The 23,628-nt window shown below is 68.0% G+C and carries 20 protein-coding genes; 14 read left to right on the top strand and 6 right to left on the bottom strand.

Translation table 11 applies throughout. The annotated features are described in order from the left end of the window. Window positions 1-36: 36 nt before the first annotated feature. A complete protein-coding gene (locus tag A9K58_RS14885; protein WP_065200075.1) occupies window positions 37-1,053 on the bottom strand; it encodes a TIGR00266 family protein in 1,017 nt (338 codons plus the stop codon). A 158-nt stretch (window positions 1,054-1,211) separates the two neighbouring features. Here A9K58_RS14885 and A9K58_RS14880 point away from each other — a divergent pair, with 158 nt between their 5' ends. Continuing rightward, entirely contained in the window at window positions 1,212-3,482 is a 2,271-nt protein-coding gene (locus A9K58_RS14880; RefSeq protein ID WP_065200074.1) for a TonB-dependent receptor, read from the top strand. 131 nt (window positions 3,483-3,613) lie between these two features. Here A9K58_RS14880 and A9K58_RS14875 read toward each other — a convergent pair whose 3' ends face one another. Next, entirely contained in the window at window positions 3,614-4,453 is an 840-nt protein-coding gene (locus A9K58_RS14875; protein ID WP_065200073.1) for an acid phosphatase, read from the bottom strand. A 233-nt stretch (window positions 4,454-4,686) separates the two neighbouring features. Between A9K58_RS14875 and A9K58_RS14870 the strand changes: the two genes are divergently transcribed. Then, window positions 4,687-5,565, top strand: a complete 879-nt coding sequence (locus A9K58_RS14870; RefSeq protein ID WP_065200072.1) for a hypothetical protein — start codon at window positions 4,687-4,689, stop codon at window positions 5,563-5,565. A gap of 11 nt (window positions 5,566-5,576) precedes the next feature. Then, window positions 5,577-6,779 carry a DUF4785 domain-containing protein gene (locus A9K58_RS14865; protein ID WP_065200071.1) on the top strand — a complete coding sequence of 401 codons (1,203 nt, stop codon included), beginning with the start codon at window positions 5,577-5,579 and terminating at the stop codon, window positions 6,777-6,779. Between the two features lie 130 nt (window positions 6,780-6,909). On the opposite strand, the gene A9K58_RS14860 is transcribed toward A9K58_RS14865, so the two are convergent. Continuing rightward, window positions 6,910-7,731, bottom strand: coding sequence for an ABC transporter ATP-binding protein (locus A9K58_RS14860; RefSeq protein ID WP_065200151.1), 822 nt, complete (start codon window positions 7,729-7,731; stop codon window positions 6,910-6,912). Window positions 7,732-7,883: 152 nt separating this feature from the next. On the opposite strand from A9K58_RS14860, the gene A9K58_RS14855 reads away from it, so the two are divergent. The 4 genes from A9K58_RS14855 (at window position 7,884) to A9K58_RS14840 (ending at window position 11,975) form a co-directional block, all read left to right on the top strand. Further along, on the top strand, window positions 7,884-9,086 hold the full coding sequence (locus A9K58_RS14855; protein WP_065200070.1) for a DesA family fatty acid desaturase: 1,203 nt from the start codon (window positions 7,884-7,886) through the stop codon (window positions 9,084-9,086). Beyond that, entirely contained in the window at window positions 9,083-9,415 is a 333-nt protein-coding gene (locus A9K58_RS14850) for an EF-hand domain-containing protein (RefSeq protein WP_065200069.1), read from the top strand. The genes A9K58_RS14855 and A9K58_RS14850 overlap by 4 nt, the downstream gene beginning before the upstream one ends. Before the next feature lie 37 nt (window positions 9,416-9,452). Then, a complete protein-coding gene (gene mutM, locus A9K58_RS14845; RefSeq protein WP_065200068.1) occupies window positions 9,453-10,265 on the top strand; it encodes a bifunctional DNA-formamidopyrimidine glycosylase/DNA-(apurinic or apyrimidinic site) lyase in 813 nt (270 codons plus the stop codon). Between the two features lie 105 nt (window positions 10,266-10,370). After that, window positions 10,371-11,975 (top strand): OpgD/OpgG family glucan biosynthesis protein, encoded by a 1,605-nt coding sequence (locus tag A9K58_RS14840; RefSeq protein ID WP_065200067.1) that lies wholly within the window; start codon window positions 10,371-10,373, stop codon window positions 11,973-11,975. A gap of 41 nt (window positions 11,976-12,016) precedes the next feature. Here A9K58_RS14840 and A9K58_RS14835 read toward each other — a convergent pair whose 3' ends face one another. Beyond that, window positions 12,017-12,736: an SEL1-like repeat protein gene (locus tag A9K58_RS14835; RefSeq protein ID WP_065200066.1), complete on the bottom strand. Its 720-nt coding sequence runs from the start codon at window positions 12,734-12,736 to the stop codon at window positions 12,017-12,019. Between the two features lie 83 nt (window positions 12,737-12,819). Continuing rightward, window positions 12,820-13,440, bottom strand: coding sequence for a thymidine kinase (locus A9K58_RS14830; RefSeq protein ID WP_065200150.1), 621 nt, complete (start codon window positions 13,438-13,440; stop codon window positions 12,820-12,822). 98 nt (window positions 13,441-13,538) lie between these two features. Between A9K58_RS14830 and A9K58_RS14825 the strand changes: the two genes are divergently transcribed. Further along, window positions 13,539-15,515: a UvrD-helicase domain-containing protein gene (locus tag A9K58_RS14825; protein WP_065200065.1), complete on the top strand. Its 1,977-nt coding sequence runs from the start codon at window positions 13,539-13,541 to the stop codon at window positions 15,513-15,515. Between the two features lie 139 nt (window positions 15,516-15,654). Continuing rightward, window positions 15,655-16,179: a GNAT family N-acetyltransferase gene (locus A9K58_RS14820; RefSeq protein WP_065200064.1), complete on the top strand. Its 525-nt coding sequence runs from the start codon at window positions 15,655-15,657 to the stop codon at window positions 16,177-16,179. Window positions 16,180-16,257: 78 nt separating this feature from the next. On the opposite strand, the gene A9K58_RS14815 is transcribed toward A9K58_RS14820, so the two are convergent. Next, complete coding sequence (locus A9K58_RS14815; protein WP_065200063.1) at window positions 16,258-16,902, bottom strand: YceH family protein; 645 nt, start codon at window positions 16,900-16,902, stop codon at window positions 16,258-16,260. 101 nt (window positions 16,903-17,003) lie between these two features. Between A9K58_RS14815 and A9K58_RS14810 the strand changes: the two genes are divergently transcribed. The 5 genes from A9K58_RS14810 (at window position 17,004) to plsB (ending at window position 23,612) form a co-directional block, all read left to right on the top strand. Further along, window positions 17,004-17,933, top strand: a complete 930-nt coding sequence (locus tag A9K58_RS14810) for a 5'-nucleotidase, lipoprotein e(P4) family (protein WP_065200062.1) — start codon at window positions 17,004-17,006, stop codon at window positions 17,931-17,933. After that, a complete protein-coding gene (pyrF, locus tag A9K58_RS14805) occupies window positions 17,930-18,655 on the top strand; it encodes an orotidine-5'-phosphate decarboxylase (RefSeq protein WP_065200061.1) in 726 nt (241 codons plus the stop codon). Before A9K58_RS14810 ends, pyrF begins: the two co-directional genes overlap by 4 nt. Window positions 18,656-18,874: 219 nt before the next feature. Further along, window positions 18,875-19,705: a S1 family peptidase gene (locus A9K58_RS14800; RefSeq protein ID WP_065200060.1), complete on the top strand. Its 831-nt coding sequence runs from the start codon at window positions 18,875-18,877 to the stop codon at window positions 19,703-19,705. 317 nt (window positions 19,706-20,022) lie between these two features. Then, complete coding sequence (locus A9K58_RS14795) at window positions 20,023-20,976, top strand: hypothetical protein (RefSeq protein WP_065200059.1); 954 nt, start codon at window positions 20,023-20,025, stop codon at window positions 20,974-20,976. Then, window positions 20,976-23,612 carry a glycerol-3-phosphate 1-O-acyltransferase PlsB gene (plsB, locus tag A9K58_RS14790; RefSeq protein ID WP_065200058.1) on the top strand — a complete coding sequence of 879 codons (2,637 nt, stop codon included), beginning with the start codon at window positions 20,976-20,978 and terminating at the stop codon, window positions 23,610-23,612. The genes A9K58_RS14795 and plsB overlap by 1 nt, the downstream gene beginning before the upstream one ends. The last annotated feature ends 16 nt before the right edge of the window (window positions 23,613-23,628 follow it).

Here is a 23,628-nt window from a genome sequence, read left to right as displayed (position 1 = left end):
GTGCCGACCTTGGTCGGCCCCCACCGAGTGAGTGGATCAGAACCGGTTGTCACCATCCAGGATCCGGCCCAGGCCACCCAGCACCGAGCCCTCGCCGCGGCTCTGGCCCCCGCCCTGCGGCGCGGCCATCCACATGCGGCCGGCCAGGCGCGAGAACGGCAGTGACTGCAGCCAGACCTTGCCCGGTCCGGTCAGCGTGGCCAGGAATACGCCTTCGCCGCCGAACAGCATGCTCTTGATGCCTGCCACCCGGCGCACGTCCATGTCCACGCTCGAGTGGTAGGCCACCACGCAGCCGGTATCCACGTCCAGGCGCTCGCCGGCGGCCAGTTCGCGTTCGATCACGCAGCCGCCGGCGTGGATGAACACCCAGCCGTCGCCTTCCAGCTTCTGCATGATGAAGCCCTCGCCACCGAACAGGCCGGTCATGATCCTGCGCTGGAACTGCACGCCGATCTGCACGCCGCGCGCGCCGGCCAGGAAGCTGTCCTTCTGGCAGATCAGGCGGCCGCCGTGCTGGTCCAGCTTCATCGCCAGCACGGTGCCGGGGTAGGGCGCGGCGAAGGCCACTTTGCCCTTGCCGTGGCCGCTCTGGGTATAGACCGTGGCGAACAGGCTCTCGCCGGTCAGCACGCGCTTGCCGGCGGCCATCACCTTGCCCATGAAGCCGCCGCCCTGATCGCCGTTGGCGGCGCCGAACACGGTGTCCATCTGCACCGTGGCATCCTTGAACATCAGCGCGCCGGCCTCGGCGATGGCGCTCTCGCCGGGGTCGAGCTCGATCTCCACGAACTGCATTTCATGGCCGACGATGCGGAACTCGATATCGTCCGCGCGGCCGCCGGCCGCGACCGGAGCCGGCGGCGGGGTGTTCGGCATGCCCGGGGCCGGTGATTGCAGTTCGGCCACCTCGGCCACCGGCGTCCAGCCGCTCATGCCCTGGCACCACGCCAGGGCGCGGGGATTGGCCTGTGCATAGCTGCGCGCGGCGTCATCGTCGAGCGGGCCGACGCGGTCGGCCTGGGCGGAGGCGTGGAAGTACCACTGGGTCATGTTCGCGGATCCGTTGCGGCAGGAAGGCCCGAGTCTAGCGAGCGATCAGGGCCGGCGGCGACCTGCCATGAACAGCGGCTATTTGCGGGACAGGTGCTGTATTGCAACAATTATCTGGTAGCGCCGTTTTACCACCCCTCCAAACACAGCCTACCGCCATGTCCCCGACCTGCACTTCCCGCGGCCGCTTCCCGGTCGCGCGCCCCCTCGTTGCTGCTCTTTCCGCCCTGTTGCCGCTGATGGCCGCAGCCCAGGAAGCTCCCGCTGCCAAGGACCCGGTTGCTCTCGATACGCTGCAGGTCACTGCGCAGCGCCGTGTGGAGAACGCCAAGGACGTGCCGGTCGCGATCAGTGCGATCCAGGGCGAAAAGCTGGACGTGCTCGGCTCGGCCGGCGATGACATCCGCTTCCTCGCCGCGCGCGTGCCCAGCCTGAACATCGAATCGTCCTATGGCCGTGCCTTCCCGCGCTTCTACATGCGTGGCCTGGGCAACACCGACTTCGACCTCAACGCGTCGCAGCCGGTCTCGCTGGTGTACGACGACGTGGTGCAGGAAAGCCCGCTGTTGAAGGGCTTCCCGCTGTTCGACCTGGCCAACGTCGAGGTGCTGCGTGGCCCGCAGGGCACCCTGTTCGGGCGCAATACGCCGGCCGGCGTGGTCAAGTTCGATTCGGCGCGCCCGTCCCAGGATGCCGACGGCTATATCCGCGTCGGCTATGGCAGCTACAACAGCTGGAACGTGCAGGGTGCCTATGGCGGCCCGCTGACCGATCGCTGGTCGGCACGTGTCTCGGCGATCTACCAGCGCCGCGACGACTGGGTCGACAACACCCACGCGGGTGCGCCCAACAGTGGCTTCGAAGGCTACGACGAGGCCGCCGGCCGCGTGCAGTTCCTGTACGAAGGCGATGACTTCGAAGCGCTGTTCAACCTGCACAAGCGCAAGCTCAACGGCACCGCCCGCCTGTTCCGCGCCAACATCATCCAGAAGGGCAGCAACGCGCTGGTCGAGAATTTCGACCGCGACGAGGTGGCCAACGACGGCGTCAACTTCTCCGACCTGGAGACCTGGGGTGGCAGCGCGCGGCTGCAGTGGAACCTCGGTTCGGTGACGCTGCACTCGATCACCGGCTACGAGACCGCCGAATCGCTCAACCGCGGTGACATCGATGGTGGTTATGGCGCCGCGTTCCTTGGTGCCGGCAATTCGGGCCCGGGCGTCATCCCGTTCCCGTCCGAATCGGCCGACGGCCTGCCGCACCACCGCCAGTGGACCCAGGAATTCCGCGTGGAATCCAACGAATGGGGCCGCTTCGACTGGCAGGCCGGCGTGTTCTACTTCGACGAAGACGTCACCATCAACAACTTCAACTACGACTCGCTGGCGCCGGGCAACCCGCAGACCGGCCACGTGGTCCAGAACCAGCGCAACAAGGCGTGGGCGGTCTTCGCCTCGGGCGACTTCGATGTCACCGACCGGTTCAAGCTGCGTGCCGGTGTGCGCTACACCCAGGACAAGAAGGACTTCAGCGCCAGCGTGCTGCAGCAGACGCCGGGAGGTACGCCGGTCAGCGGCCCGTACCTGGCCAACACCGACGTCAACGACGTCAGCTGGGATGTCAGCGGCGTATACAAGCTGACCGACAACGTGAATGCCTACGCCCGCGTGGCCAAGGGCTTCCGCGCACCGTCGATCCAGGGCCGCCTGGCCTTCGCACCGGGGCTGTCGCAGGCCGATTCGGAAAAGGTGATCTCCTATGAGGCCGGCATCAAGGCCGACCTGTTCGAGCGCCGCGCGCGCCTGGGCCTGAGCGTGTTCCGCTACGACGTCGACGGCCAGCAGCTGATCGCCGTGGGCGGCGGCAGCAACACGGCGACCCTGCTCAATGCCGACAAGACGATCGGCCAGGGCGTGGAGCTGGACCTGGAAGCGTACCTCGCCGACAACGTCCTGCTGACCTTCGGCAGCAGCTACAACGACACCGAGATCAAGGACAAGAACCTGGCGGTGGCGATCTGCGGCGGTGGCTGCACCATCACCGACCCGACGACGGTCATCAACGGCGGCACCTACGCGCTGGTCAACGGCAATCCACTGCCGCAGGCGCCGAAGTGGATCCACAACATGACCCTGCGTGTCGGCTTCCCGCTGACCGATGGCAGCGAGCTGTACGCGTACACCGATTGGGCCTACCGCAGCCCGGTGAACTTCTTCATCTACGAGTCGCCGGAATTCCGCAGCCGCAGTTCGCTCGAGGGCGGCCTGCGCCTGGGTTACAACTGGGACTACGGGCAGTACGACGTGGCCGTGTTCGGACGCAACCTGACCAACCAGACCCGCGTGGTCGGTGCGATCGACTTCAACAACCTGACCGGCTTCCTCAACGAGCCGCGCACCTGGGGCGTGGAGTTCACCGCGAAGTTCTGATGCGGTCGCTGCGATGATGCAGGGAAGAAGGGCCGGCACCATGCCGGCCCTTCTGTTTCCTGCTTCCTGTACAGTCGAGCCATGCTCGACTGCCGTGAGCCGAGCATGGCTCGGCGCTACAGAGGCGTGGCCTACAGCGCGCTCTGCGGGCGCACCTTCAGCACTGCGTTCTCGGTGGCGCAGTCGCGGCTGGAGTGCAGGCCGGCCTTGCGCGCCGCGGCGATCTCCCTGCGCGCAGCCAGCAGATCCTTGTTGAACGCAGTGTTGTCGTGCAGGCGGGCCACGGCGGCGGCGCCCATGAAGCGGCCTTCAAGGATGTCGCTCTGCCAGTGCACGTTGCACACCAGGCGGCTCTCAGCGTAGTTGCGGCCGCGGGCCTGGATGGCGTCGGCGCGATCCGGTGCGATCTCCGACAGGATCAGCGCCCACGCCCAGCCGATCGAGGTGTGTCCGGACGGATAGGAGCCGTTCCTGCGCAGGCCTTCCTCGTCCTTCGGCGTGCAGGTCGGCTCGCCGTTGAGCATGAACGGGCGCGGGCGCTGGTAGTGGTTCTTGGCGGCCTTGGTGGCGGCGCTGGCATCGATCCGGCTCCGTTCCAGCAGGCGATACAGCGCGGGCGTCTTCGCCGCATCGATGTCGATGTCGACAGCGCAGGAGAACTGGTTGGCGCCCGCCGGGAAGCTGAGGTCGGCATCGGCCGTGGCCTGGGTGAAGCGCGGGCTGCCACGCAGCAAGCGTGCTTCGCGACTGACCTGCTCGTCCAGGGCGAGGGCGGCCGATCCGACGACCGGCGGTGCCGGCACCAGGTCGAGGCTGGCCGGAACCACGTCCTTGTCGAGATAGCCCACTACCTTGGTGGTGACAGTGGCTTCGACGGCGGTCGGCCTGGTGGCGGTGGCTGCACAACCGGCCAACGCGACGACGAGGGCCAGGCCCAGTACCGGGCGGGCAGGGCGGGAAATCAGCGGCATGGACAGGCTCCGGAGACGGGACAACACGCCATGATCGCAGCCCACGCCGGACACCGCAGTGGCCATCGGTCATACGGCCAGACCCGGCATGGTCATGCCGGTAGCACGGAAATCGTCATGATGCGTCGTCAGTCTCCTGAATCAGGGCACAGCGCACGGACTTTCACGCCCCTGCGCGCCGACGATCAGCCTTCAGCCGGGCCGGGGGGATCCGCTGACAGAGGGAGAAAGCGATGCGCAGCACCGCAACAGGAAGTACCGCCCTGGCCCTGCTCCTCGGGCTGGTCGCCGCCCCGGCACAGGCCGCCGACGTGGTCGGCGTGGCCTTCGTGCATGGCACCGGCGCGCAGACCAATGCCACCCAGGACTACTGGCAACCGGCCATCATCGACACCGTGCGCCAGGGCCTGCCGAACACCAGCAATTACGTGGTGATCAACTGCGATTTCACCCAGTACATGTGGAAGCCGGAGGCCGCCGGTTGCCTGGCCAACCAGCTGGCCAGCTTCATCGACAGCCGCGGCATCACCCAGCTGGTGGTGATCACCCACTCCAATGGCGGCAACGTGATGCGCTGGATCCTGTCCAACCCGACCTACGACAGCCGCTATCCGAAAATCATCCGCACGGTGCGCAAGGTCACCGCGCTGGCACCCTCTTCCGCGGGTACGCCGCTGGCCGACGCCGTGCTGAACGGCAACACGTTCGAAACCTCGCTGGGCTGGCTGCTGGGTTACAAGAACGACGCGGTGCGCCAGCAGCAGGTCGCGAGCATGGCCACCTACAACGCGCAGAACCTGTACGGAACCGTCGGTCGCCCGGCGTTGCCCAAGCCGTTCCGTGCCGTGGTCGGCAGCGATGTCGAATCGGCGGTGTGGGACAGCGACAGCTACTGCGGCGGCTATTCCGCCAACGTCGGCCTGGAGTTCACCCAGAACTGGCTGTCGTCCTGCTCCGATGGTTTCCTGGAGTGCAGCAGCCAGAAAGCCGCCGGCACCACCTGGTTCACCGACACGGCGCGTACCCAGGGGGCCGAACCGCTGAGCCACAACCAGAGCCGCCGTGAGTGCTTCGGCCTCGGCACGCTTCTGCGCAACGACCTGGCCCAGTGAAGGAGACGACCATGACGATCCATTCCACCCTGCTGGCCAGCGCTGTGCTGGCGATGGTGTCCCTGTCCGCGGCGCAGGCCGCGCAACCGTTGCGTGCCGCCAGTGCGGGCGACCAGATTCCCTCTGCCCTGGTCGCCGCGCCGCTGCCTGCAGACGAAAGCGAGCACGCGCCGCTCTCCTTCGCCTGGGCCCTGGACCCGGCGCGGCCACTGCAGGCGGCCACGCCCTATGCCTCGATCAGTCGCAGCTACTGGCAACAGGTTGATGGCGCGCAGCTGCAACGTGGCCTGGAACTGCCGCTGACCGCACCGGATGCGGTGATCCAGCTGAGCCCGGCCGAAGGCGCCCGCGCGCTGCCGGCCAATGCGTTGCAGGTGCGTGATCCGGCCGGCCGCAGCAGCGTGGCGCGGAGCGTGGACGCCCGCGCGCTGCAGGACGCCGGCATGCCGGTCAGCAATGGCAGCAGCATGCTGCGCACCGGAGCAACCAGTGCAGTCGGTGCCTACACCCTGCAGAGTGCGCAGGCGCAGGGCCGCTACGTCGTGCAGGTGCTGGAACCGAACAGTCCGCTGCGGCTGGAGGTGCAGGCCAGCCAGGCGCAGGTACTGGCCGGCGGCGCGCTGCAGCTGCAGGCCCGCCTGCTGGAAGAGGGCGCGACGACCGCGCAACTGGCATCACGCCGCGGCAGCTTGGGCGGTGAAGCGCTGCTGGTCGCGCCGGACGGGCGCAGTTGGCCTCAGCGGCTGCTGCGCAGCCGCGACGGCAGCCTGCGCGCGCAGGTACGGATTCCGGCCGAGATCGGCAGCGTGCAGGGACTGTGGGAACTGCAGGTGTTCGCCCAGGCCGATGGCGTGCTGCGCGATGGCAAGGTGGCCTTCGCCGTGGCGCGGCCGACCGCGCGCTTCAGCGGTCAGGCGGCACCGGACCCGGCCAGCCGCCAGGTGGCGCTGCCGCTGCAGGTGGCGGCAGCCGGCCGCTACGAGGCGCGCGGCACGCTGTACGCCACGGCCCGCGATGGGCAGCTGAAGCCGGTCGCGCAGGCCCATGCGGCTGCGTGGTTCGATGGGCCGGGCGCGGGCCAGCTGGTGCTGCCGTTCAACCAGGCCGCGTTGCCGGCCGGGTTCGGCGCCCCCTACGAGCTGCGCGACCTGCAGCTGCAGGACCAGAGCCGGATGGCACCGATCGAGTCGCGCGCGCTGGCGTTGAAGTTCTGAGCAGGGGTGCAGCGGGCCGGAACATTCGGCCCGCTGCATTGCATCCTGTAGAGCCGAGCCCATGCTCGGCTGCTGTTTGCCGTGATCACGAGCAGCCGAGCGTAGGCTCGGCACTACAGTGGCATTTCGATCACCCCGCGTACGCGGTCAGCCGGCCTTCCTGCTCGCGCACGGTAATGGTGCCGCCGAACACCGCGGACAACGGTTCGCTGCGGAGCAGTTCGGCGCGGGTGCCGTCGGCCAGCACGCGGCCATCGCGCAGCAGCACCACGCGTTCGATCTCGGGAATGATCTCTTCGATGTGGTGGGTCACCAGTACCAGGGTGATCCCCTGCTGGGCCAGTGCGCGCATGGTCGCCACCAGCTGCTCGCGGGCGACCAGGTCCAGCCCGGTGGAAGGCTCGTCCAGCAGCAGCGCCTGCGGCCGGTTGACCAGCGCCCGCGCGATCAGCACGCGGCGGGTTTCACCGGCCGAAAGTTCGGCGTAAGCGCGCTCGCGCAGGGCAAGCGCGCCGGTCATCGCCAGCGTCTCGCCAGCACGTGCGCGCATGTCGGCGGTCACCTCGCGGAAGGCCGGCACCACGTAGCTGGCGAAGAAGCCGGACAGCACCGCCTGTTCCACGGTCAGGCCGGGCATGTCGGCCAGGTTGCTGCTGAGGTCGCCGGTGACGATGCCCAGCTGCGAGCGCAGCCGGTCCACCTGCCAGCGGTTCTGGCCCAGCACCTTCACCGCCACCACGCCGTCACTCTGGGCCAGTGGATAGAGCTCGCGGGTGATCAGCTTGATGAAGGTCGATTTGCCACAGCCGTTGGGACCGAGCAGGGCGGTATGCTGGCCCTGCGCGATGCGCAGGCTGAGCCCGTGCAGCACCTTCACCTGGCCACGCACTACCGTGGCGCGGTCCAGCTCGATCAGGGGCGGCAGCTCCGCGGCGGGCGGGGCGGGGGCGATGGCGCAGGCGCGCGGATCAAGACTCGGCAACAGGGGTCCCCAACTGTGAACGAAACCACGGAATGGCACTGCCAGCACAGTGCTGCAGGGTGCAGTTTGCATCGCAAGCCCCCATCATGTCTGCCATCCCCGCGCAGATCCGGAGAGCGGCCATGCCTGATGCCCTGATGTCCCTGTTGACCGGTGGTGTGCTCGGCCTGGGGTGGTGGGCCATGTTGGCGGTGCTGCTGGCCGTCACCCAGCTCACCATCTTCTCGGTGACCCTGTACCTGCACCGCAGCCAGGCCCATCGCGGGGTCGATTTCCACCCGGCGCTGGCCCACCTGTTCCGCTTCTGGCTGTGGCTGACCACCTCGATGATCACCCGCGAATGGGTGGCCATCCACCGCAAGCATCACGCCAAGGTGGAGACCGAGGACGACCCGCACAGCCCGGTGACCCGCGGCATTGGCCGGGTGTTCTGGCACGGCGTGGAGCTGTACCGTGAAGCACGCGGCCTGCGTGCGGACATCGAACAGTACGGGCGCGGCACCCCGGACGATGCGATCGAGCGCCGCCTGTATACCCCGCATGCCAATCTCGGCCCGGTGCTGCTGCTGGTGGTCAACGGCGTGTTGTTCGGCCTGCCTGGCGTGGCCCTGTGGGCGATCCAGATGGCATGGATCCCGTTCTGGGCCGCCGGCGTGGTCAACGGCCTGGGCCATTGGTGGGGTTACCGCAACTACGAGTCGGCCGATACCTCCACCAACCTCACGCCATGGGGGTTCTGGATCGGTGGCGAGGAACTGCATAACAACCACCACGCGTTTCCCAGCTCGGCGCGCTTCGCGATGCGGCGCTGGGAATTCGACATCGGCTGGAGCGCGATCCGCCTGCTGCAGGTGCTGCGCCTGGCCAAGGTGCTGCGGGTGGCACCGGCCATGGACGTGCGCCCGAACATCGCGGTGCCCGATGCCGAAACCCTGAAGGCGTTGCTGTCGCACCGCTTCCAGGCGATGACCGACTACCAGCGCAACGTGTTCATGCCGGCCCTGCGCGAGGAGGCTGCGCTGGCCGGGGCCAAGCTGCGCCGGCTGCTGCCGCGCCGGCTGCGCCGTGGCCTGGTCAACGATGGCCGCTGGCTGAAGCCCGACAGCCGTGCCCAGCTCAGCGAATGGGTGGCGCAGCGACCGCGCATCCGCACCCTGGTCGAGTATCGTGCGCGCCTGGCGACCTTGCTGGAAGCACGCGGGCACGATGCTGCCGAGCGTCTCCGCCAGCTGCAGGCATGGTGCCGCGAAGCGGAGGAAAGTGGCATCGCGGCGCTGCAGGCCTACGCGGCGCGACTGAAGGGTTACAGCCTGGTGGGCGCATGAGGGCAGGACACGGGTTTCTGCTGGCGGCGCTGCTGCCGGGCGCGGCGCTGGCGCAGATCACCGATACCGCCGGCTACCTGCAGCGGATGGATAGTGATGGCGACGGCCGGGTGAGCGAATCCGAATACGTGCAGTGGATGCTGTATGCCTTCGACCGCATGGATCGCAACGGTGATGGCGTGCTGACGGCCGATGAGCTGCCCGGCGGCAAGGGCAGGGCGATCGGCCGCCAGCAGCAGCGGCAGGTGATCATGCAGCGCTTCCACAAGCAGGATGCCAACGGCGATGGCGTCCTGGACGCGCGCGAGCTGGCGGCGCCACCGCGCTGAGCCGGCGGCCCCGTGTGGCGGGGCGTAGAATCGCCCCATGCCTGAACTGCCCGAAGTCGAAACCACCCGCCGCGGCCTGTCACCGCACCTGCAGGGCCGCCGCGTGCATGGCGTGATCCTGCGCCGCGCCGACCTGCGCTGGCCGATTCCACCGGAGGTGGCCGAGCTGCTGCCGGGACAGCGCATCGACGGCATCCGCCGGCGCGCCAAGTACCTGCTGCTGGATACCGCCCTCGGCAGTGCGGTGCTGCACCTGGGCATGTCCGGCAGCCTGCGCGTGCTGCCCGGTGACACCCCCGTGCGTGCGCATGATCACGTTGACATCAGCCTGGACAATGGCCGCCTGTTGCGCTTCAACGACCCGCGCCGCTTCGGCAGCCTGCTGTGGCAGCCGGCTGGCGAGATCCACCCGCTGCTGCAGGGGCTGGGCCCGGAGCCGCTGGACGAGGCGTTTGATGGCGACTACCTGTTTGCCCGCAGCCGTGGCCGCAGCGCGCCGGTGAAGACCTTCCTGATGGACCAGGCGGTGGTGGTGGGCGTGGGCAACATCTACGCCGCCGAGAGCCTGTTCAAGGCCGGCATCAGCCCGCTGCGCGAGGCGGGAAAGATTTCGCGCGAACGCTACCAGCGGCTGGCCGACGCGGTGAAGGCCATCCTTGGCTACGCCATCACCCGGGGCGGTACCACCCTGCGCGACTTCATCAACCCCGATGGCGCGCCCGGCTACTTCGAGCAGGAGCTGCTGGTCTACGGCCGTGATGGGCTGCCGTGCCCGGGCTGCGGCCGCGCGCTGAAGCACGCCACCATCGGCCAGCGCGCCAGCGTCTGGTGCAGCCACTGCCAGCGCTGAGCGGGCTGGCCAGCGGCAGCTGAACGGGCAAGGCACGTCTCCGCTGCCTGTTAACGTTTGTCTGCCTATCATGGCCGACCTTCCCACTGTGCCTGACGCGCCTGCATGCAACGACGCGATTTCATCCGCAACGCCTCCCTGGCCCTGGCGGCCTTCGGCCTGCCGTCCCTGCCCGCGTGCGCGGCCAGCCGGAACGGCCAGATGGGCCTGCGCCGGCTCGGCCAGCCGCAGCCGTTCGACTTCGCCACGCTGAAGGGCCAGGCGCGCGCGCTGGCACAGGCGCCCTACAAGAGCCACAAGCGGGTGTTGCCGGGCCGCCTGGAGGGGCTGGACTGGGACCAGTACCAGTCGATCGGCTACCGCCAGGACCACGCGCTGTGGGCCGACCAGCCGGGCAAGTTCCAGGCCAAGTTCTTCCACCTGGGGCTGTACTTCCATTCACCGGTGCGCATGTTCGACGTGGTCGATGGCAAGGCGCAGGAGCTGGCCTATGACGGCGCGGCGTTCAACTACGGCAAGAGCGGCATCAGGGACGGGGAGCTGCCGGCCGACCTCGGTTTCGCCGGGTTCCGGCTGAATACCCGCAAGGATACCGACCGCGACTTCGCTGCCTTCCTTGGCGCCAGCTACTTCCGCGCGGTCGGCAAGGAGGGCCAGTACGGCCAGTCCGCGCGCGGCCTCGCGATCGATACCGGCATGGGCAAGCCGGAGGAATTCCCGGACTTCATCGCCTACTACCTGGAACAGCCTTCGGCCGATTCGGACACGATCGTGGTCTACGGCCTGCTGGATTCGCCCAGCGTGGCTGGCGCCTACCGCTTCGCGATCACCAATGGCGATGTACTGCTGATGGATATCGACAGTGCGTTGTACCCGCGCAAGGCCATCGAGCGCCTGGGCATCGCCCCGTGCACCAGCATGTACCAGGTGGGCGAGAACGATCGCCGCATGGGCTGGGACTGGCGGCCCGAGATCCACGATACCGATGGCCTGGCGCTGTGGACCGGTGCCGGCGAGTGGATCTGGCGTCCGCTGCTGAATCCGCGCAACCTGCGCTTCAACATGTTCGTGGACCGCAACCCGCGTGGCTTCGGCCTGCTGCAGCGTGACCGCAATTTCGACCACTACCAGGATGACGGCGTGTTCTACGAGAAGCGCCCGTGCCTGTGGGTGGAGCCGAAGGGCGAGTGGGGCGAGGGCTCGGTGCAGTTGGTGGAGATCCCCACCGTGGACGAGACGTTCGACAACATCGTTGCATTCTGGAACCCGAAGGAAAAACCGCAGCCGGGCCAGGAACTGCTGGTCGGCTATCGCCTGTACTGGGGAGCCGAACCGCCGGCACGGCCGCCGCTGGGCCACTGCGTGGCCAGCCGCACCGGCCTCGGCGGCGTGGTCGGCAAGAAGCGTGAGTACTTCAGCTGGCGCTTCGCGGTGGACTTCGAAGGTGGCGAGCTGGCGAGGCTGATCGACAAGGCCGAGGTCGAAGCGGTGGTGGAAGCCAGCCGTGGCCGGGTCGAGATCGTGTCGGCGCGCCCGCTGCGCGAGATCAACGGCTACCGTGCGATGTTCGACCTGGTGCCGCCGGAAGGCAGCACCGAGCAGATCGACATCCGCCTGTTCCTGCGCAGCGGCGGCAAGACCCTCACCGAAACCTGGCTGTACCAGTACACGCCGCCGCCGGCCGGCGCACCGGAGCGCACGCTGTACTGAAGTGCTTCACGGCAGTGCCGGCCGGCGCCGGCATTGCCGCGCTACTTGCCGCGGGTGCCGGCCGGCGGCGGTGCCGGTGCGGCCGTGGGCACGCCAACGTCCACCGTGCCGCGCCGGATCTTCATCCAGATCTCGTCCTGCCAGCGCTGGTAGCGGTCCGGATCCCAGTAGGTGGGGTCGTAAAGGCGATCTGCCTTGATGGTGCGGCTCACGCCGCCGTCCATGTAGACAATGTCCACGTTGTTGGACAGCGAACCGGTCCGGCTGCCGGACATGGCGCGTCGGCCACGCTGCAGTTCGGCCGCCAAGCGCGGCCGGGCCACCGCATCACCGTACTCTTCCCGCAGCCGCGATGCCTGCGCTCGTGCGGCTTCCTGCTGTTCCAGAGGCAGGGCGGCCCAGAACCTGTCACGCAGTTCGAGCATCAACGGGTATCCGCGCTCGGAAGCGACGTCCATCCAGGCATATGCCATGACCGGGTCGGCGGCACGCTTGACGCCGTACCAGTACATTTCGCCGAGCAGGCCCTGTGCCGGCTTGTCGGCATAGCGGGCCGCCTTGCGGAAATTGTCCATCGCCGCCTCCGCGTCGCCCCGATGCAGTGCATCCATCCCCCACTGGCGGAACTTCATGTCCGGATGGCCATCCAGGAAGCCCGCCCCGAGCAGGGCGGCGTCATCCTGGGGTGTGGCCGCCTGGCCGGAGGCCGTGGCAAGTCCCGGCAGGAACAACAGCGAAAGCAGCAACAGGACGGAGCGCATGACGGACTTCCCTTTCGGCGGCAGGCGTTGATCCAGCGTAGGACCGCCGCCATCGCCTTGTAAACCGCCGGACGTAATGCCCGCTACAGCGGCAGCGGGGCCTGCATCGGCTCGATGCGACCTTCGCCGCGCGTGATCTTCTTGAACTCGGCACGGCTGACCGATACGTAACGGTCGTTGCCACCGATCTCCACCTGCGGGCCGTCCTGCACGGCGTGCCCATGCTCGTCCACGCGCACCGTCATGGTCGCCTTCTTGCCGCTGTGGCAGATGGTCTTGATCTCCTGCATCTCGTCGGCCCAGGCCAGCAGGTACTGGCTGCCCTCGAACAGCTCGCCGCGGAAGTCGGTGCGCAGGCCGTAGCACAGCACCGGAATGCGCAGCTGGTCGACCACCTCGCTGAGCTGCCACACCTGCGCGCGGGTGAGGAACTGCGCCTCGTCCACCAGTACGCAGCCCAACGGCCCGTTGTCGGCCAGGTCCCGTTCGACCCAGCGCTGCAGGTCGGTGTCACGATCGAAAGCCATGCCATCGGCGCGCAGGCCGATCCGCGAGGCGACCACGCCGGCGCCGGCCCGGTCGTCCAGGCGCGGGGTCAGGATCGCCACCCGCATGCCGCGCTCGCGATAATTGTGCGCGCTCTGCAGCAGGGTGGTGGTCTTGCCGGCGTTCATCGCCGAATAGTAGAAGTAGAGCTTGGCCATCGAGGGATTGTACGCCGCCCCGCCCGGCGGGCCGAAGTTGCCCAGCTCCCCCGGTTCCCGGCTGTGGCCGCCATCGGGCCCCGCTACAATCTCCCCCAATGCACGGTCTCAATCCCCCCCAAGCCGCCGCCGTCCTGCACATCGAAGGCCCGCTGCTGGTGCTCGCCGGCGCCGGCAGCGGCAAGACGCGCGTGATCGTGGAGAAGATCGCCCACCTGATCAGCTGCGGCCGCTACCCGGCGCGCCGCATCGCCGCGATCACCTTCACCAACAAGTCGGCCAAGGAAATGCGCGAGCGTGTGGCCAAGCGCCTGCGCGAGCAGGACGCCGACGAGGTGACCATCTGCACCTTCCATGCGTTGGGCCTGAAGTTCCTGCAGATCGAGCACGCCGCCGTGGGCCTGAAGCGAGGTTTCTCGATCTTCGATGCCGATGATGCCGCCGCGCAGATCAAGGACCTGATGCACGGGGCCAAGCCCGATGACATCGAGGACATGAAGAACCTGGTGTCGCGTGCGAAGAACGCCGGGTTGTCGCCCGAACAGGCGATGGCGGCCGCGCGCAGCAACCGCGAGAAGGAAGCGGCCAGTGTCTACGAGCGCTACCAGCTGCGCCTGACCGCGTTCAACGCGGTCGACTTCGACGACCTGATCCGCCTGCCGGTGCAGATCCTGGAAGAGAACCCGGAGATCGCGCTGGCCTGGCGCGAGCGCATCGGCTACCTGCTGGTGGACGAATGCCAGGATACCAACGACGCGCAGTACCGGCTGCTCAAGCAGCTGGCCGGCGAGAAGGGCAACTTCACCTGCGTCGGCGACGATGACCAGTCGATCTACGCCTGGCGCGGTGCCAATCCGGAAAACCTGCAGCAGATGGGGCGCGATTACCCCACGCTGGAGATCATCAAGCTGGAGCAGAACTACCGTTGCTCCAACCGCGTGCTGCGCGCGGCCAATGCGCTGATCGCCAACAACCCGCACGAGCACCTGAAGAAGTTGTGGAGCGACCAGGCCGACGGCGAGCGCATCCGCGTGTGGGAATGCCGCAACAGCGAGCATGAAGCGGAGAAGGTCGCGGCCGAGATCGCCTTCGTGGCGCAGTCGCGCAACGTGCCGTGGAGCGATTTCTGCATCCTGTTCCGCGGCAACTTCCAGTCGCGCCCGCTGGAAAAGGCGATGCAGCTGCTGCGCATTCCCTACCACCTGACCGGCGGCACCATGTTCCTGGAGCGCCAGGAAGTGAAGGACACGCTGGCCTGGCTGCGATTGCTGGTGAACCCGGATGACGATACGGCCTTCATGCGGGCCGTGCAGGCGCCCAAGCGCGATGTCGGCGCGGGCACGCTGGCCAGGCTGGCCGAGCTGGCGCAGGAAAAGGACATGCCGATGGCCCAGGTGGCCGAGACCATCGGCGCCCTGCAGCAGCTCCCGCCGCGTGCGGCCAACAGCCTGGCGCGCTTCACCGACATCCTGCGCGACCTGCGCGCGCAGACCCGGCAGATCAGTTCCGGCGACATGATCCGCAAGGTGGCCAAGGAATCCGGGTTGCTGAGCGAGCTGCGCCAGCAGGCCAAGGAGGAGGCCAGCTACCAGCGCCGCGCCAACAACATCGAGGAACTGGCGCAATGGTTCGAGAGCGGCCCGCGTGGAGCGACCGCCGCGGACCTGGCGGGGCAGCTGGCCCTGCTGTCGCGCAGCGACAAGGACGAGGGTGGCAACCAGGTGCGGATGATGACCCTGCACGCCTCCAAGGGCCTTGAATTCCCGTATGTGTTCATTGTCGGCTGCGAGGACGGCGTGCTGCCGCACCAGGTCAGCCTGGACGAGGGCAACCTGCAGGAGGAACGGCGCCTGCTGTACGTGGGCATCACCCGCGCCAAGATCCAGCTGTGGATGAGTTACAGCAAGCTGACCCGCAAGTTCGGCGAGCACGTGAGGCTGAAGCCGAGCCGGTTCTTCGACGAGATCCCGGCCGAGGAGATCCAGCGCGACGGTGCGGATCCGGTGGCCGATGCGGCGCGCAAGAAGGAGCGGGCAACGGCGGGGCTGGCGGCGATCGAGGCGTTGTTCGATTGACCGGGGCCGGACCCCTTCCCGATGGAAAGGGCTCTGGCCCCATGGCCAGCCTGATCGGGGTCAGAGCCCTTCGCTCCGCGAAGGGATCCGACCCCAGCCCACGGCTCTACAATCGGTCTTCTTCATTGGAGTTCTGCGCGTGCATCCGATTGAAAGTGAACGCCTGCGCCTGCGCGCGATCGACCCCGACCGCGATGCGGCACCGATGCTGGCGCTGTTGAATGACCCGGGTTTCCTGCGCTTCATCGGCGACCGCAACGTGCGGACCGAGGAACAGGCCCGCGAATACATCACCCTCCGCGTGCTGCACGGCTATGCACTGAACGGCTTTGGCATGTACGCCGTCGAACGCCTGTCCGATGGGGCCTGGCTGGGCAATGCCGGGCTGGTGCGGCGGGATGGGCTGCCGGGGCCGGACATCGGGTACGCGATGCTCTCCGAGTTCGCGGGGCAGGGCTATGCTGGCGAGGCGGCGCGGGCGGTGTTCGCGCATGCGCGCACCGAGCTGGGCCTGCAGGACCTGTATGGCATCACCGACCTGCACAACGCGGTGTCCGGGAAGATCCTGCTGGGCCTGGGCATGCAGGAACGCGGGGTGATCCAGCTGCCGGGCGTGGACAGCCCGAGCCGGTTGTATGCCACGCCGGGTGCGGCGCAGGTCTGACCCCTGATGTTGGTAGGTGCCGACCGTTGGTCGGCACGATTCAGATGCAGTGCCGACCAACGGTCGGCACCCACCCCCTCAGCCGCGCAGATCGGCCAGCTGCGCCTGCAGCTCGGCCACGGCCGCTTCCAGCTGGGCGACACGCTCGGCCAGGCCTGGAACGGCGGCCTCGCCGCCGCTGCTGGCGTACTTTGCCGCCAGTGCCGCGCCGTCCACGTCGCCACACATCAGGTGCATGTAACGGTCTTCGCGCTGCCCGCTGGCACGCGGCAGCACCAGCACCAGTGCGCGCTGCTGCAGGCGCTCGATGGCATGGCGGGCCTCATCGGCATCGGCGAAGCGGTGCAGGCGTTCACTCCGCGAGACCAGCTCGCCCAAGGTCTGCGGCCCGCGCAGCAGCAGCTGCGCCAGCAGCACCGTCTGCTGCCGGGTCAGGTCCAGTGCGGCCTGCAGGCGGTGCTCGTAGCGGTCGGCACGGGAAGAAAAATGCTGGCGGGCCAGGCCCATGCTCTCCAGCTGGCGCAGGGCGTGCTGCACGCTGCCGGCATCGATGTTCATCACCGGCTCGCGGGCCGTCTTCTGGTTGGCGGCCGATTGCGCGGCATTGACCGTCAGCGGGTAGGTGTCCGGGGTGGTGGCTTCCTTTTCCACCAGGCAACCCAGCAGCCGCGCCTGCACGGCGTCCAGCAGGGGAACGTCAGGGGTCTGGACGGAATCGGTCATGGCGGCCTCGGGAAGAGCAACGGGTCAACCGCCAAGCATAGCCGTCCTGGCGCCGCCTTTGCCGGTAAAATGCGGGGGTATATCTGATTGCCGGTGAATCCATGCGTCGTCCTGTTTCCCTGTCCCTGACCCTGCTCGCCACCGCTGCGCTGGGCCTGTCCGCCTGCAAGCGCGTGGATGCGCCTGCTGCCGAAGCCGCTGCTCCGCAGGCCCCGGCTGCGGCCTCTGCCGAGAAGGCGCAGGGCACGCTCGATACGACCGCCAACGACAACCTCAATGCCGTGCTATGGATGCAGCGCGCGCAGGAGTACAGGGCGGTCACCGAACAGACCTACCGTGCCGCCGCCGATCGCCTCGATGCCGCCCTGAAGGAAGCCCACTGGGACGCGCTGGTGCCGGAAGAACGCGGCAACGAGGCCAAGGGCCTGAAGCCGGCGGTAGTGCTGGACGTGGATGAAACCGTGCTGGACAACTCGCCCTACCAGGCGCGCCTGGTCCGCGATGGCAAGGAATACGATGAACTGAGCTGGGACCAGTGGGTGGCCGAAAAGAAGGCCAAGGCGATCCCGGGCGTGGTTGATTTCGCCAAGGCGGCCAACGCCAGGGGCGTGACCCTGCTGTACATCTCCAACCGCGCCGTGCACCTGAAGGACGCGACCCTGGCCAACCTGCGCGAGCAGGGCCTGCCGGTGGCCGATGACAGCGTGTTCCTGGGCCTGGGCACCGTGGTTGAAGGCTGCGAGCAGGCCGGCAGCGAGAAGAACTGCCGCCGCCGCCTGGCCGGGCAGAAGTACCGCGTGCTGATGCAGTTCGGCGACCAGCTGGGTGACTTCGTTGAAGTGACCGCCAACACCAATGAAGGCCGCGACGCACTGCTGCAGCAGTACCACGACTGGTTCGGCGAGCGCTGGTGGATGCTGCCGAACCCGACCTACGGCGGCTTCGAGCCGGCGCAGTTCAACAACGATTACAGCCAGTCGCGGCAGGCCCGCCACGACGCCAAGCGCGCTGCGCTGGATTACGCACCGTGAGCCGCGCACCGCTGCCACTGCGCGATGACGAGCGCCTGATCTTCGCGCTGGACGTGCCCGGCCGCGCGCAGGCACTGGACTGGGTCGACCGCCTCGGCGACAGCGTGGCGTTCTACAAGATCGGCATGGAACTGCTTGCTTCCGGCGAGTACTTCCAGGTGCTGGAGGAACTGGCCCGCCGCGACAAGCGGGTGTTCGTCGACCTGAAGTTCTTCGACATTCCGGCCACCGCGGCGGCAGTGATCAAGCGACTGTCGCAGTGGCCGGTCAGCTACGCCACCATCCATGGCTGGCACCCGGCCATGATGGAAGCCTGCGCCGCCGCCAACAGCAGCGACATGCGCCTGCTGGCAGTGACGGTGCTGACCTCGATGGGTCGCCCGGACCTGGCGCAGATGGGCATCGACCGCGAGCCGGTGGACGTGGTGGTCGAGCGCGCGCTGGCCGCCCGGGCCGCCGGTATCGACGGTGTGATCGCCTCGGGCCAGGAAGCCGGCCCGATCCGTGCCGCCACCGGCGCCGGGTTCTCGATCGTCTGCCCGGGCATCCGCCCCGGCGGCCCGGCCGGCGATGACCAGAAGCGTACTGTTGGCGTGGCCCAGGCCTTCGCCGATGGCGCCGACGCCATCGTGGTCGGCCGCCCGATCCGGCTGGCGGTCGATCCGCAGGCCGCAGCGCGGGCGATCCAGCAGGAAATCGCGTCGGCTCTGGCTGCACGCTGAGCCTGCCGTCGATGCCGGTCACACCGGCACCACGAGCGCCATCCCGACGCGTGCGGGATGGCGTTCGCATTTGCGGCATCGGCGCTGACGCAGGTGACCTCCCGCGGCGAAACCGTGCGCCGGTTCGCACCGCCCCGGTGCGCGCGCCGCGCCCAATCGATGCACCGGCACCGCTTGCGGTCCGCCGGTTCCAACCATCGATAGAGGGAGTACACGGATATGTATCGCAGCACCTCTTTGCTGTTGGGCGGCCTGTTGGCCGCTACCATCGTCTTTCCCGCCACGGCCGCGGCCACGCGCCAGCCGCGCGAAGTTCCCCGCATCATCGGCGGCGAGGCGGCCCAGCCGGGCGACTACCCGTTCATGGTCAGCATCCAGCGCCTGTCGCTGGGAGACAGCGATCACGGACGCCACTGGTGTGGCGCCACGCTGATCTCGCCCTCCTGGGTGCTGACGGCGTCGCACTGCGTGGAGGGCGATCGACCCGGTAACCTCGCTGTACTGGGGGGCGTCACCGCGCTGTCGACCGAACCGTCGGCGCGCACATCCAACATCAAGGCCATCTACATGCATCCGGCGTTCAACAGCGGCAATTCGCTGGAACACGACGTCGCCCTGATCCACCTGAGCACGCCGTTGGCCGACGCACAACCGGTGGCGCTGCGGCTGCGGCCGGATGCCAACTACCTCAAGCCCGGCCGTGAGTTCACCGTGATCGGCTGGGGCGATACCGACATCGGGGATGGCCAGGTCTATCCGACCCAGTTGCAGACCGTGCAGGTGCCGTTCGTGCCCTTCGCCGAATGCCAGCAGGCCTACGCTGGCGAACTGACGCGCGGCAAGGTCATCTGCGCCGGACGCGAGGGCCTGGACAGCTGTCAGGGCGACTCCGGCGGCCCACTGCTGCTTCGCCTGCGCGAAGGATGGACCCAGTTTGGCGTGGTCAGCTGGGGGGAAGGCTGTGCATTGGCCGGCTATCCGGGCGTTTATGCCCGAATCGCCGAAAAACATGCCGTGGATTTCATTACTTCGGTGTGGCAAGGGGATTGATACAGTAAAATCAATTGCTTACATGGCAATACGTGAAGTATTGCCTTAACTTGAAGTGCAGCGTACGATCGCCGCCATCCGGTTTTCGGACCGGACATGTGCCACACAACTGTCCTCCGGCCTCGTGCCGGCTTGAAGAGCCTGTGATCCCCGTGATCCGGGCTCTTTTTTTTATCCCGATGGCGGCCCTGGGGTCAGATCCCTGCTGCCTGCGGCAGAAGGGATCTGACCCCCTTGGCTGGAAACCGTGATGGCCCGGCTTGCCGCTGTCACCTCGCTGGCCGCAAGATGCGGACCGGTCCGGGGAGTCCGAGTGCATGAGCGTGGTAGTGCGGGGAAGGTCTGCGCGTGGATGGGGGTTGGCAGCCATGGCGCTGCTGGCCATGGCAGCGTGCCGCGAATCGGCCCATGACCACGCCAGGCCGGCGGCCGAACCGGTCGCTGCGGTGCAGGCGATGGCCCTGCGCCTGGCCGAAGACGATCTGATCGGCTACGCGAAGCTGTCGGTCCCGCCGAGCCAGTATCAGCGCCTGCAGCTGGCCTGGGCCGAGGGCCACAGCCAGTGGCCGCTGACGGAGCTGCCGCTGGGCGACCAGCTGCTGCCGATGCTGGCTGCACTGCGACAGCCCGGCGCCAGCGCCGAACTGCAGCGCAGCTTCGACCGCCAGCTCGCCGGCCAGGCCAGTGCCGTGCGCCAGGCCGCGCAGTCGATGGGCAATTTCGGCGTGCAGTACCTGCGCCACCAGAAGGGCTATACGCCCGCCCAGCAGGCCCACTACATCGCCCTGGTCGAGGCCCTGGCCGGCTGGGCACAGGGGGCACCGATCAGCGACCGTGCCCGTGCGCGCGGCACCATTGCCGCACTGGTCGCGGCGGCGGGCAAGGTCGGTTTCGACGATGAGGCCGGCCTGCGGGCCGCCGGCATGGAGGGCAGCCTGCAGCAGCTGGCACCGTTCATCCATACCCTCAAGGCGGTGCTGGACAGCTACGGGCTGGGCGTGGACGAGGCATTGCGCAGCGTGCGCGGCGAGCTGCTGTCGGTGGAAGGCGACAACGCGCTGGTACGCCTGCACTACGATCTGGCCGGGCGCGAGATGAGCCTGCAGCTGCCCCTGAGCCGGCGCGAGGGGCACTGGTACCTCACCCGTACCCTGGCCGATACCGATGCGCTGCTGCGCAAGGCCGACGCAGCCCGCGCCGCTGCATTGCCCACCCCCGCTGAAGCCCCCGCCGAGGGTGGGGAAGCGGCAATGCCGCCGCCTAAGCCATAATGGCGCCGATGTCGAAACAGAACCCGCTGCCGTTCCCCGGCGAAGAATCCCAGTCCGCGCCCACCGATACGGTGCAGGCGTCCCCCTCGACCGGTACCGGCCCGAACCCGGTGCCGCCGCCCGCGCACGCGCGCCCGGCCGGGCGCCGCCCGCTGTGGGCGCGGCTGCTGGGGCGCCTGGTCGAGCCGTGGCTGTCGCTGAAGATCGAGCCGGAAGATCCGGGCCAGTACAACGATGGCCGCCCGGTCATGTATGTGCTGGAAGACTACGGTCTGTCCAACGCGCTGATCCTGGACAAGGCCTGCCGCCAGGCCGGGCTGCCGTCGCCGCTGGTGCCGCTGGCCGGTGACCCGACCGGCCGCAAGCGTGCCTACCTGGCCCTGTCGCGACGCAGCTCCAGCAATTCGCTGATCCCCGAGCAGCGCGGTGCCAAGACCCACTCCGATTCGCTGGCCAAGGTCCTGCAGGCGCACCGCGTGCGCGACGACCTGGACGTGCACCTGGTGCCGGTGTCGATCTTCGTCGGCCGTGCGCCGGACAAGCAGAGCGGCTGGTTCGCCGTGCTGTTCTCGGAAAACTGGGCGCTGGTCGGCCGCTTCCGCCGCCTGCTGGCGGTGCTGCTCAACGGCCGCAGCACCATCGTCCGCTTCGCCCCGCCGATCTCGCTGCGCAGCACCGTGGACGAGGGCCTGGAGCCGGAGCGTACGGTGCGCAAGCTGCAGCGCGTGCTGCGCACCCATTTCCGCCGCATCCGTGAATCGGTGATCGGCCCCGACCTGTCGACCCGGCGCCTGCTGGTGGACCAGGTGCTGGCGGCCGAGCCGGTGCGCGAAGCGATCGCCGCGCAGGCCAAGCGCGACAATTCGAAGCCAGCCGAGGCCTGGAAGAAGGCGCATGCCTACGCCTGGGAAATCGCCGCGGACTATTCCAGCCCCGTGGTGCGATCGGCCAGCTTCATGCTCAGCCACGTGTGGAACCGCATCTACGCCGGCGTGCTGGTGCACCATCTGGACAAGTTCAAGACGGCCGCGCCGGGCCATGAAGTGGTCTATGTGCCCAGCCACCGCAGCCACATGGACTACCTGCTGTTGTCCTACCTGTTGTACGACCGCGGCATCGTGCCGCCGCACATCGTGGCCGGCATCAACCTGAACCTGCCGGTGGTCGGCACCCTGCTGCGCAAGGGCGGTGCGTTCTTCATCCGGCGCTCGATCCGCGGCAATGCGCTGTACTCGGCGGTGCTCAGCGAATACGTCGCGCAGTTGGTGGCGGGCGGCTATTCGATCGAATATTTCGTCGAAGGCGGACGCTCGCGCACCGGGCGCCTGCTGCAGCCCAAGGGCGGCATGATCTCGATGACACTGCGCGCGTTCCTGCGCCAGCCGCGCAAACCGGTGCTGTTCCAGCCCATCTACATCGGCTACGAGAAGTTGATGGAAGGGGGCAGCTACCTGGACGAACTGTCCGGCCGCCCGAAGGAAAAGGAATCGATCTGGCAGCTGCTGTGGGGCATCCCGAAGGTGCTCAAGCAGAACTACGGCCAAGTGGTGGTGAACTTCGGCGAGCCGATCGCGCTGAACGACGTGCTGGCGGAGAAGGCGCCGGAGTGGACCGGCGAGCCGGTGCCCGAAGATGAGAAGCCTGCCTGGCTGTCGGCCACGGTCGATACCCTCGCCGAACGCATCCAGGTGCGCGTCAACGCCGCCGCGGACGTCAATCCGATCAACCTGCTGGCGCTGGCCCTGCTGTCCACGCCGAAGCATGCGATGGGCGAAGCCGACCTGGTCGCGCAGATCGAACTGTGCAAGACCCTGCTGGTCGAGATGCCGTACTCGGACCGGGTGACGGTCACGCCGCACTCACCCGAACGGATCATCGCCCACGCCGAAGAAATCAACGTCCTCACCCGCGTCAAGCATCCGCTGGGTGATGTGCTCAGCGTGAGCGGTGATACCGCGGTGCTGCTGAGCTATTTCCGCAACAACGTGCTGCACCTGTTCACCGCCTCCTCGTGGGTGGCCTGCTGCTTCCAGAACAACCGCCGCATGAGCCGGGCGGGCCTGGTCCAGCTGGGGCGCACGGTGTACCCGTTCCTGCAGGCCGAGCTGTTCCTGCCGTGGAGCGAGGATGAATTCGCCCAGCGCATCGACCAGACCATCAATGTGTTCGTGCGCGAGGGACTGCTGCAGAACGTCAACGAGGACGACGGTGGCATTCTTGCGCGCAACACCGGCCAGACCGACGAGGTGTTCCGCCTGCGCGCGATCGGCCACTCGCTGCAGCAGGCATTCGAGCGCTACTACATCGCCATCTCGGTGCTGGTGAAGAACGGTCCGGGCGTGCTGGGCGCCGCCGAACTGGAAAGCCTGTGCCAGCAGGCTGCGCAGCGCTTGAGCCTGCTCTACGCGCCGGCGGCACCGGAGTTCTTCGACAAGACGCTGTTCCGCGGTTTCATCCAGAAGCTGCGCGAGCTGCGCATGGTGTGGCCGGATGAAAACAGCAAGCTGCTGTTCGATGACCGCCTCGACGCCTGGGCCAAGGACGCCAAGTTCATCCTCGGCCGCGAGCTGCGCCATACCATCGAACGGGTGAGCCCGGAAGCGGCTCGCCCGGACGAGCCCGCGCCGCAGGACTGAGCTGAATCCTGCGGTG

The organism is Stenotrophomonas maltophilia, assembly GCF_001676385.1.
Classification (GTDB): domain Bacteria; phylum Pseudomonadota; class Gammaproteobacteria; order Xanthomonadales; family Xanthomonadaceae; genus Stenotrophomonas; species Stenotrophomonas maltophilia_J.
Note: the sequence above shows the minus strand (reverse complement) of the source record. Positions and strands in the feature narration are given on the sequence as shown.

Excerpts from the sequence above, each read along its gene's own strand:
- A9K58_RS14835 (WP_065200066.1), bottom strand. The coding sequence starts at position 12,736 with ATGCGCTCCGTCCTGTTGCTGCTTTCGCTGTTGTTCCTGCCGGGACTT.
- plsB (WP_065200058.1), top strand. The coding sequence starts at position 20,976 with ATGGCGCCGATGTCGAAACAGAACCCGCTGCCGTTCCCCGGCGAAGAA.
- A9K58_RS14855 (WP_065200070.1), top strand. The coding sequence starts at position 7,884 with ATGCCTGATGCCCTGATGTCCCTGTTGACCGGTGGTGTGCTCGGCCTG.
- A9K58_RS14870 (WP_065200072.1), top strand. The coding sequence starts at position 4,687 with ATGCGCAGCACCGCAACAGGAAGTACCGCCCTGGCCCTGCTCCTCGGG.
- A9K58_RS14850 (WP_065200069.1), top strand. The coding sequence starts at position 9,083 with ATGAGGGCAGGACACGGGTTTCTGCTGGCGGCGCTGCTGCCGGGCGCG.
- A9K58_RS14800 (WP_065200060.1), top strand. The coding sequence starts at position 18,875 with ATGTATCGCAGCACCTCTTTGCTGTTGGGCGGCCTGTTGGCCGCTACC.
- A9K58_RS14840 (WP_065200067.1), top strand. The coding sequence starts at position 10,371 with ATGCAACGACGCGATTTCATCCGCAACGCCTCCCTGGCCCTGGCGGCC.
- A9K58_RS14865 (WP_065200071.1), top strand. The coding sequence starts at position 5,577 with ATGACGATCCATTCCACCCTGCTGGCCAGCGCTGTGCTGGCGATGGTG.
- A9K58_RS14885 (WP_065200075.1), bottom strand. The coding sequence starts at position 1,053 with ATGACCCAGTGGTACTTCCACGCCTCCGCCCAGGCCGACCGCGTCGGC.
- A9K58_RS14830 (WP_065200150.1), bottom strand. The coding sequence starts at position 13,440 with ATGGCCAAGCTCTACTTCTACTATTCGGCGATGAACGCCGGCAAGACC.
- A9K58_RS14795 (WP_065200059.1), top strand. The coding sequence starts at position 20,023 with ATGAGCGTGGTAGTGCGGGGAAGGTCTGCGCGTGGATGGGGGTTGGCA.
- mutM (WP_065200068.1), top strand. The coding sequence starts at position 9,453 with ATGCCTGAACTGCCCGAAGTCGAAACCACCCGCCGCGGCCTGTCACCG.
- A9K58_RS14815 (WP_065200063.1), bottom strand. The coding sequence starts at position 16,902 with ATGACCGATTCCGTCCAGACCCCTGACGTTCCCCTGCTGGACGCCGTG.
- A9K58_RS14875 (WP_065200073.1), bottom strand. The coding sequence starts at position 4,453 with ATGCCGCTGATTTCCCGCCCTGCCCGCCCGGTACTGGGCCTGGCCCTC.
- A9K58_RS14825 (WP_065200065.1), top strand. The coding sequence starts at position 13,539 with ATGCACGGTCTCAATCCCCCCCAAGCCGCCGCCGTCCTGCACATCGAA.
- A9K58_RS14880 (WP_065200074.1), top strand. The coding sequence starts at position 1,212 with ATGTCCCCGACCTGCACTTCCCGCGGCCGCTTCCCGGTCGCGCGCCCC.
- A9K58_RS14810 (WP_065200062.1), top strand. The coding sequence starts at position 17,004 with ATGCGTCGTCCTGTTTCCCTGTCCCTGACCCTGCTCGCCACCGCTGCG.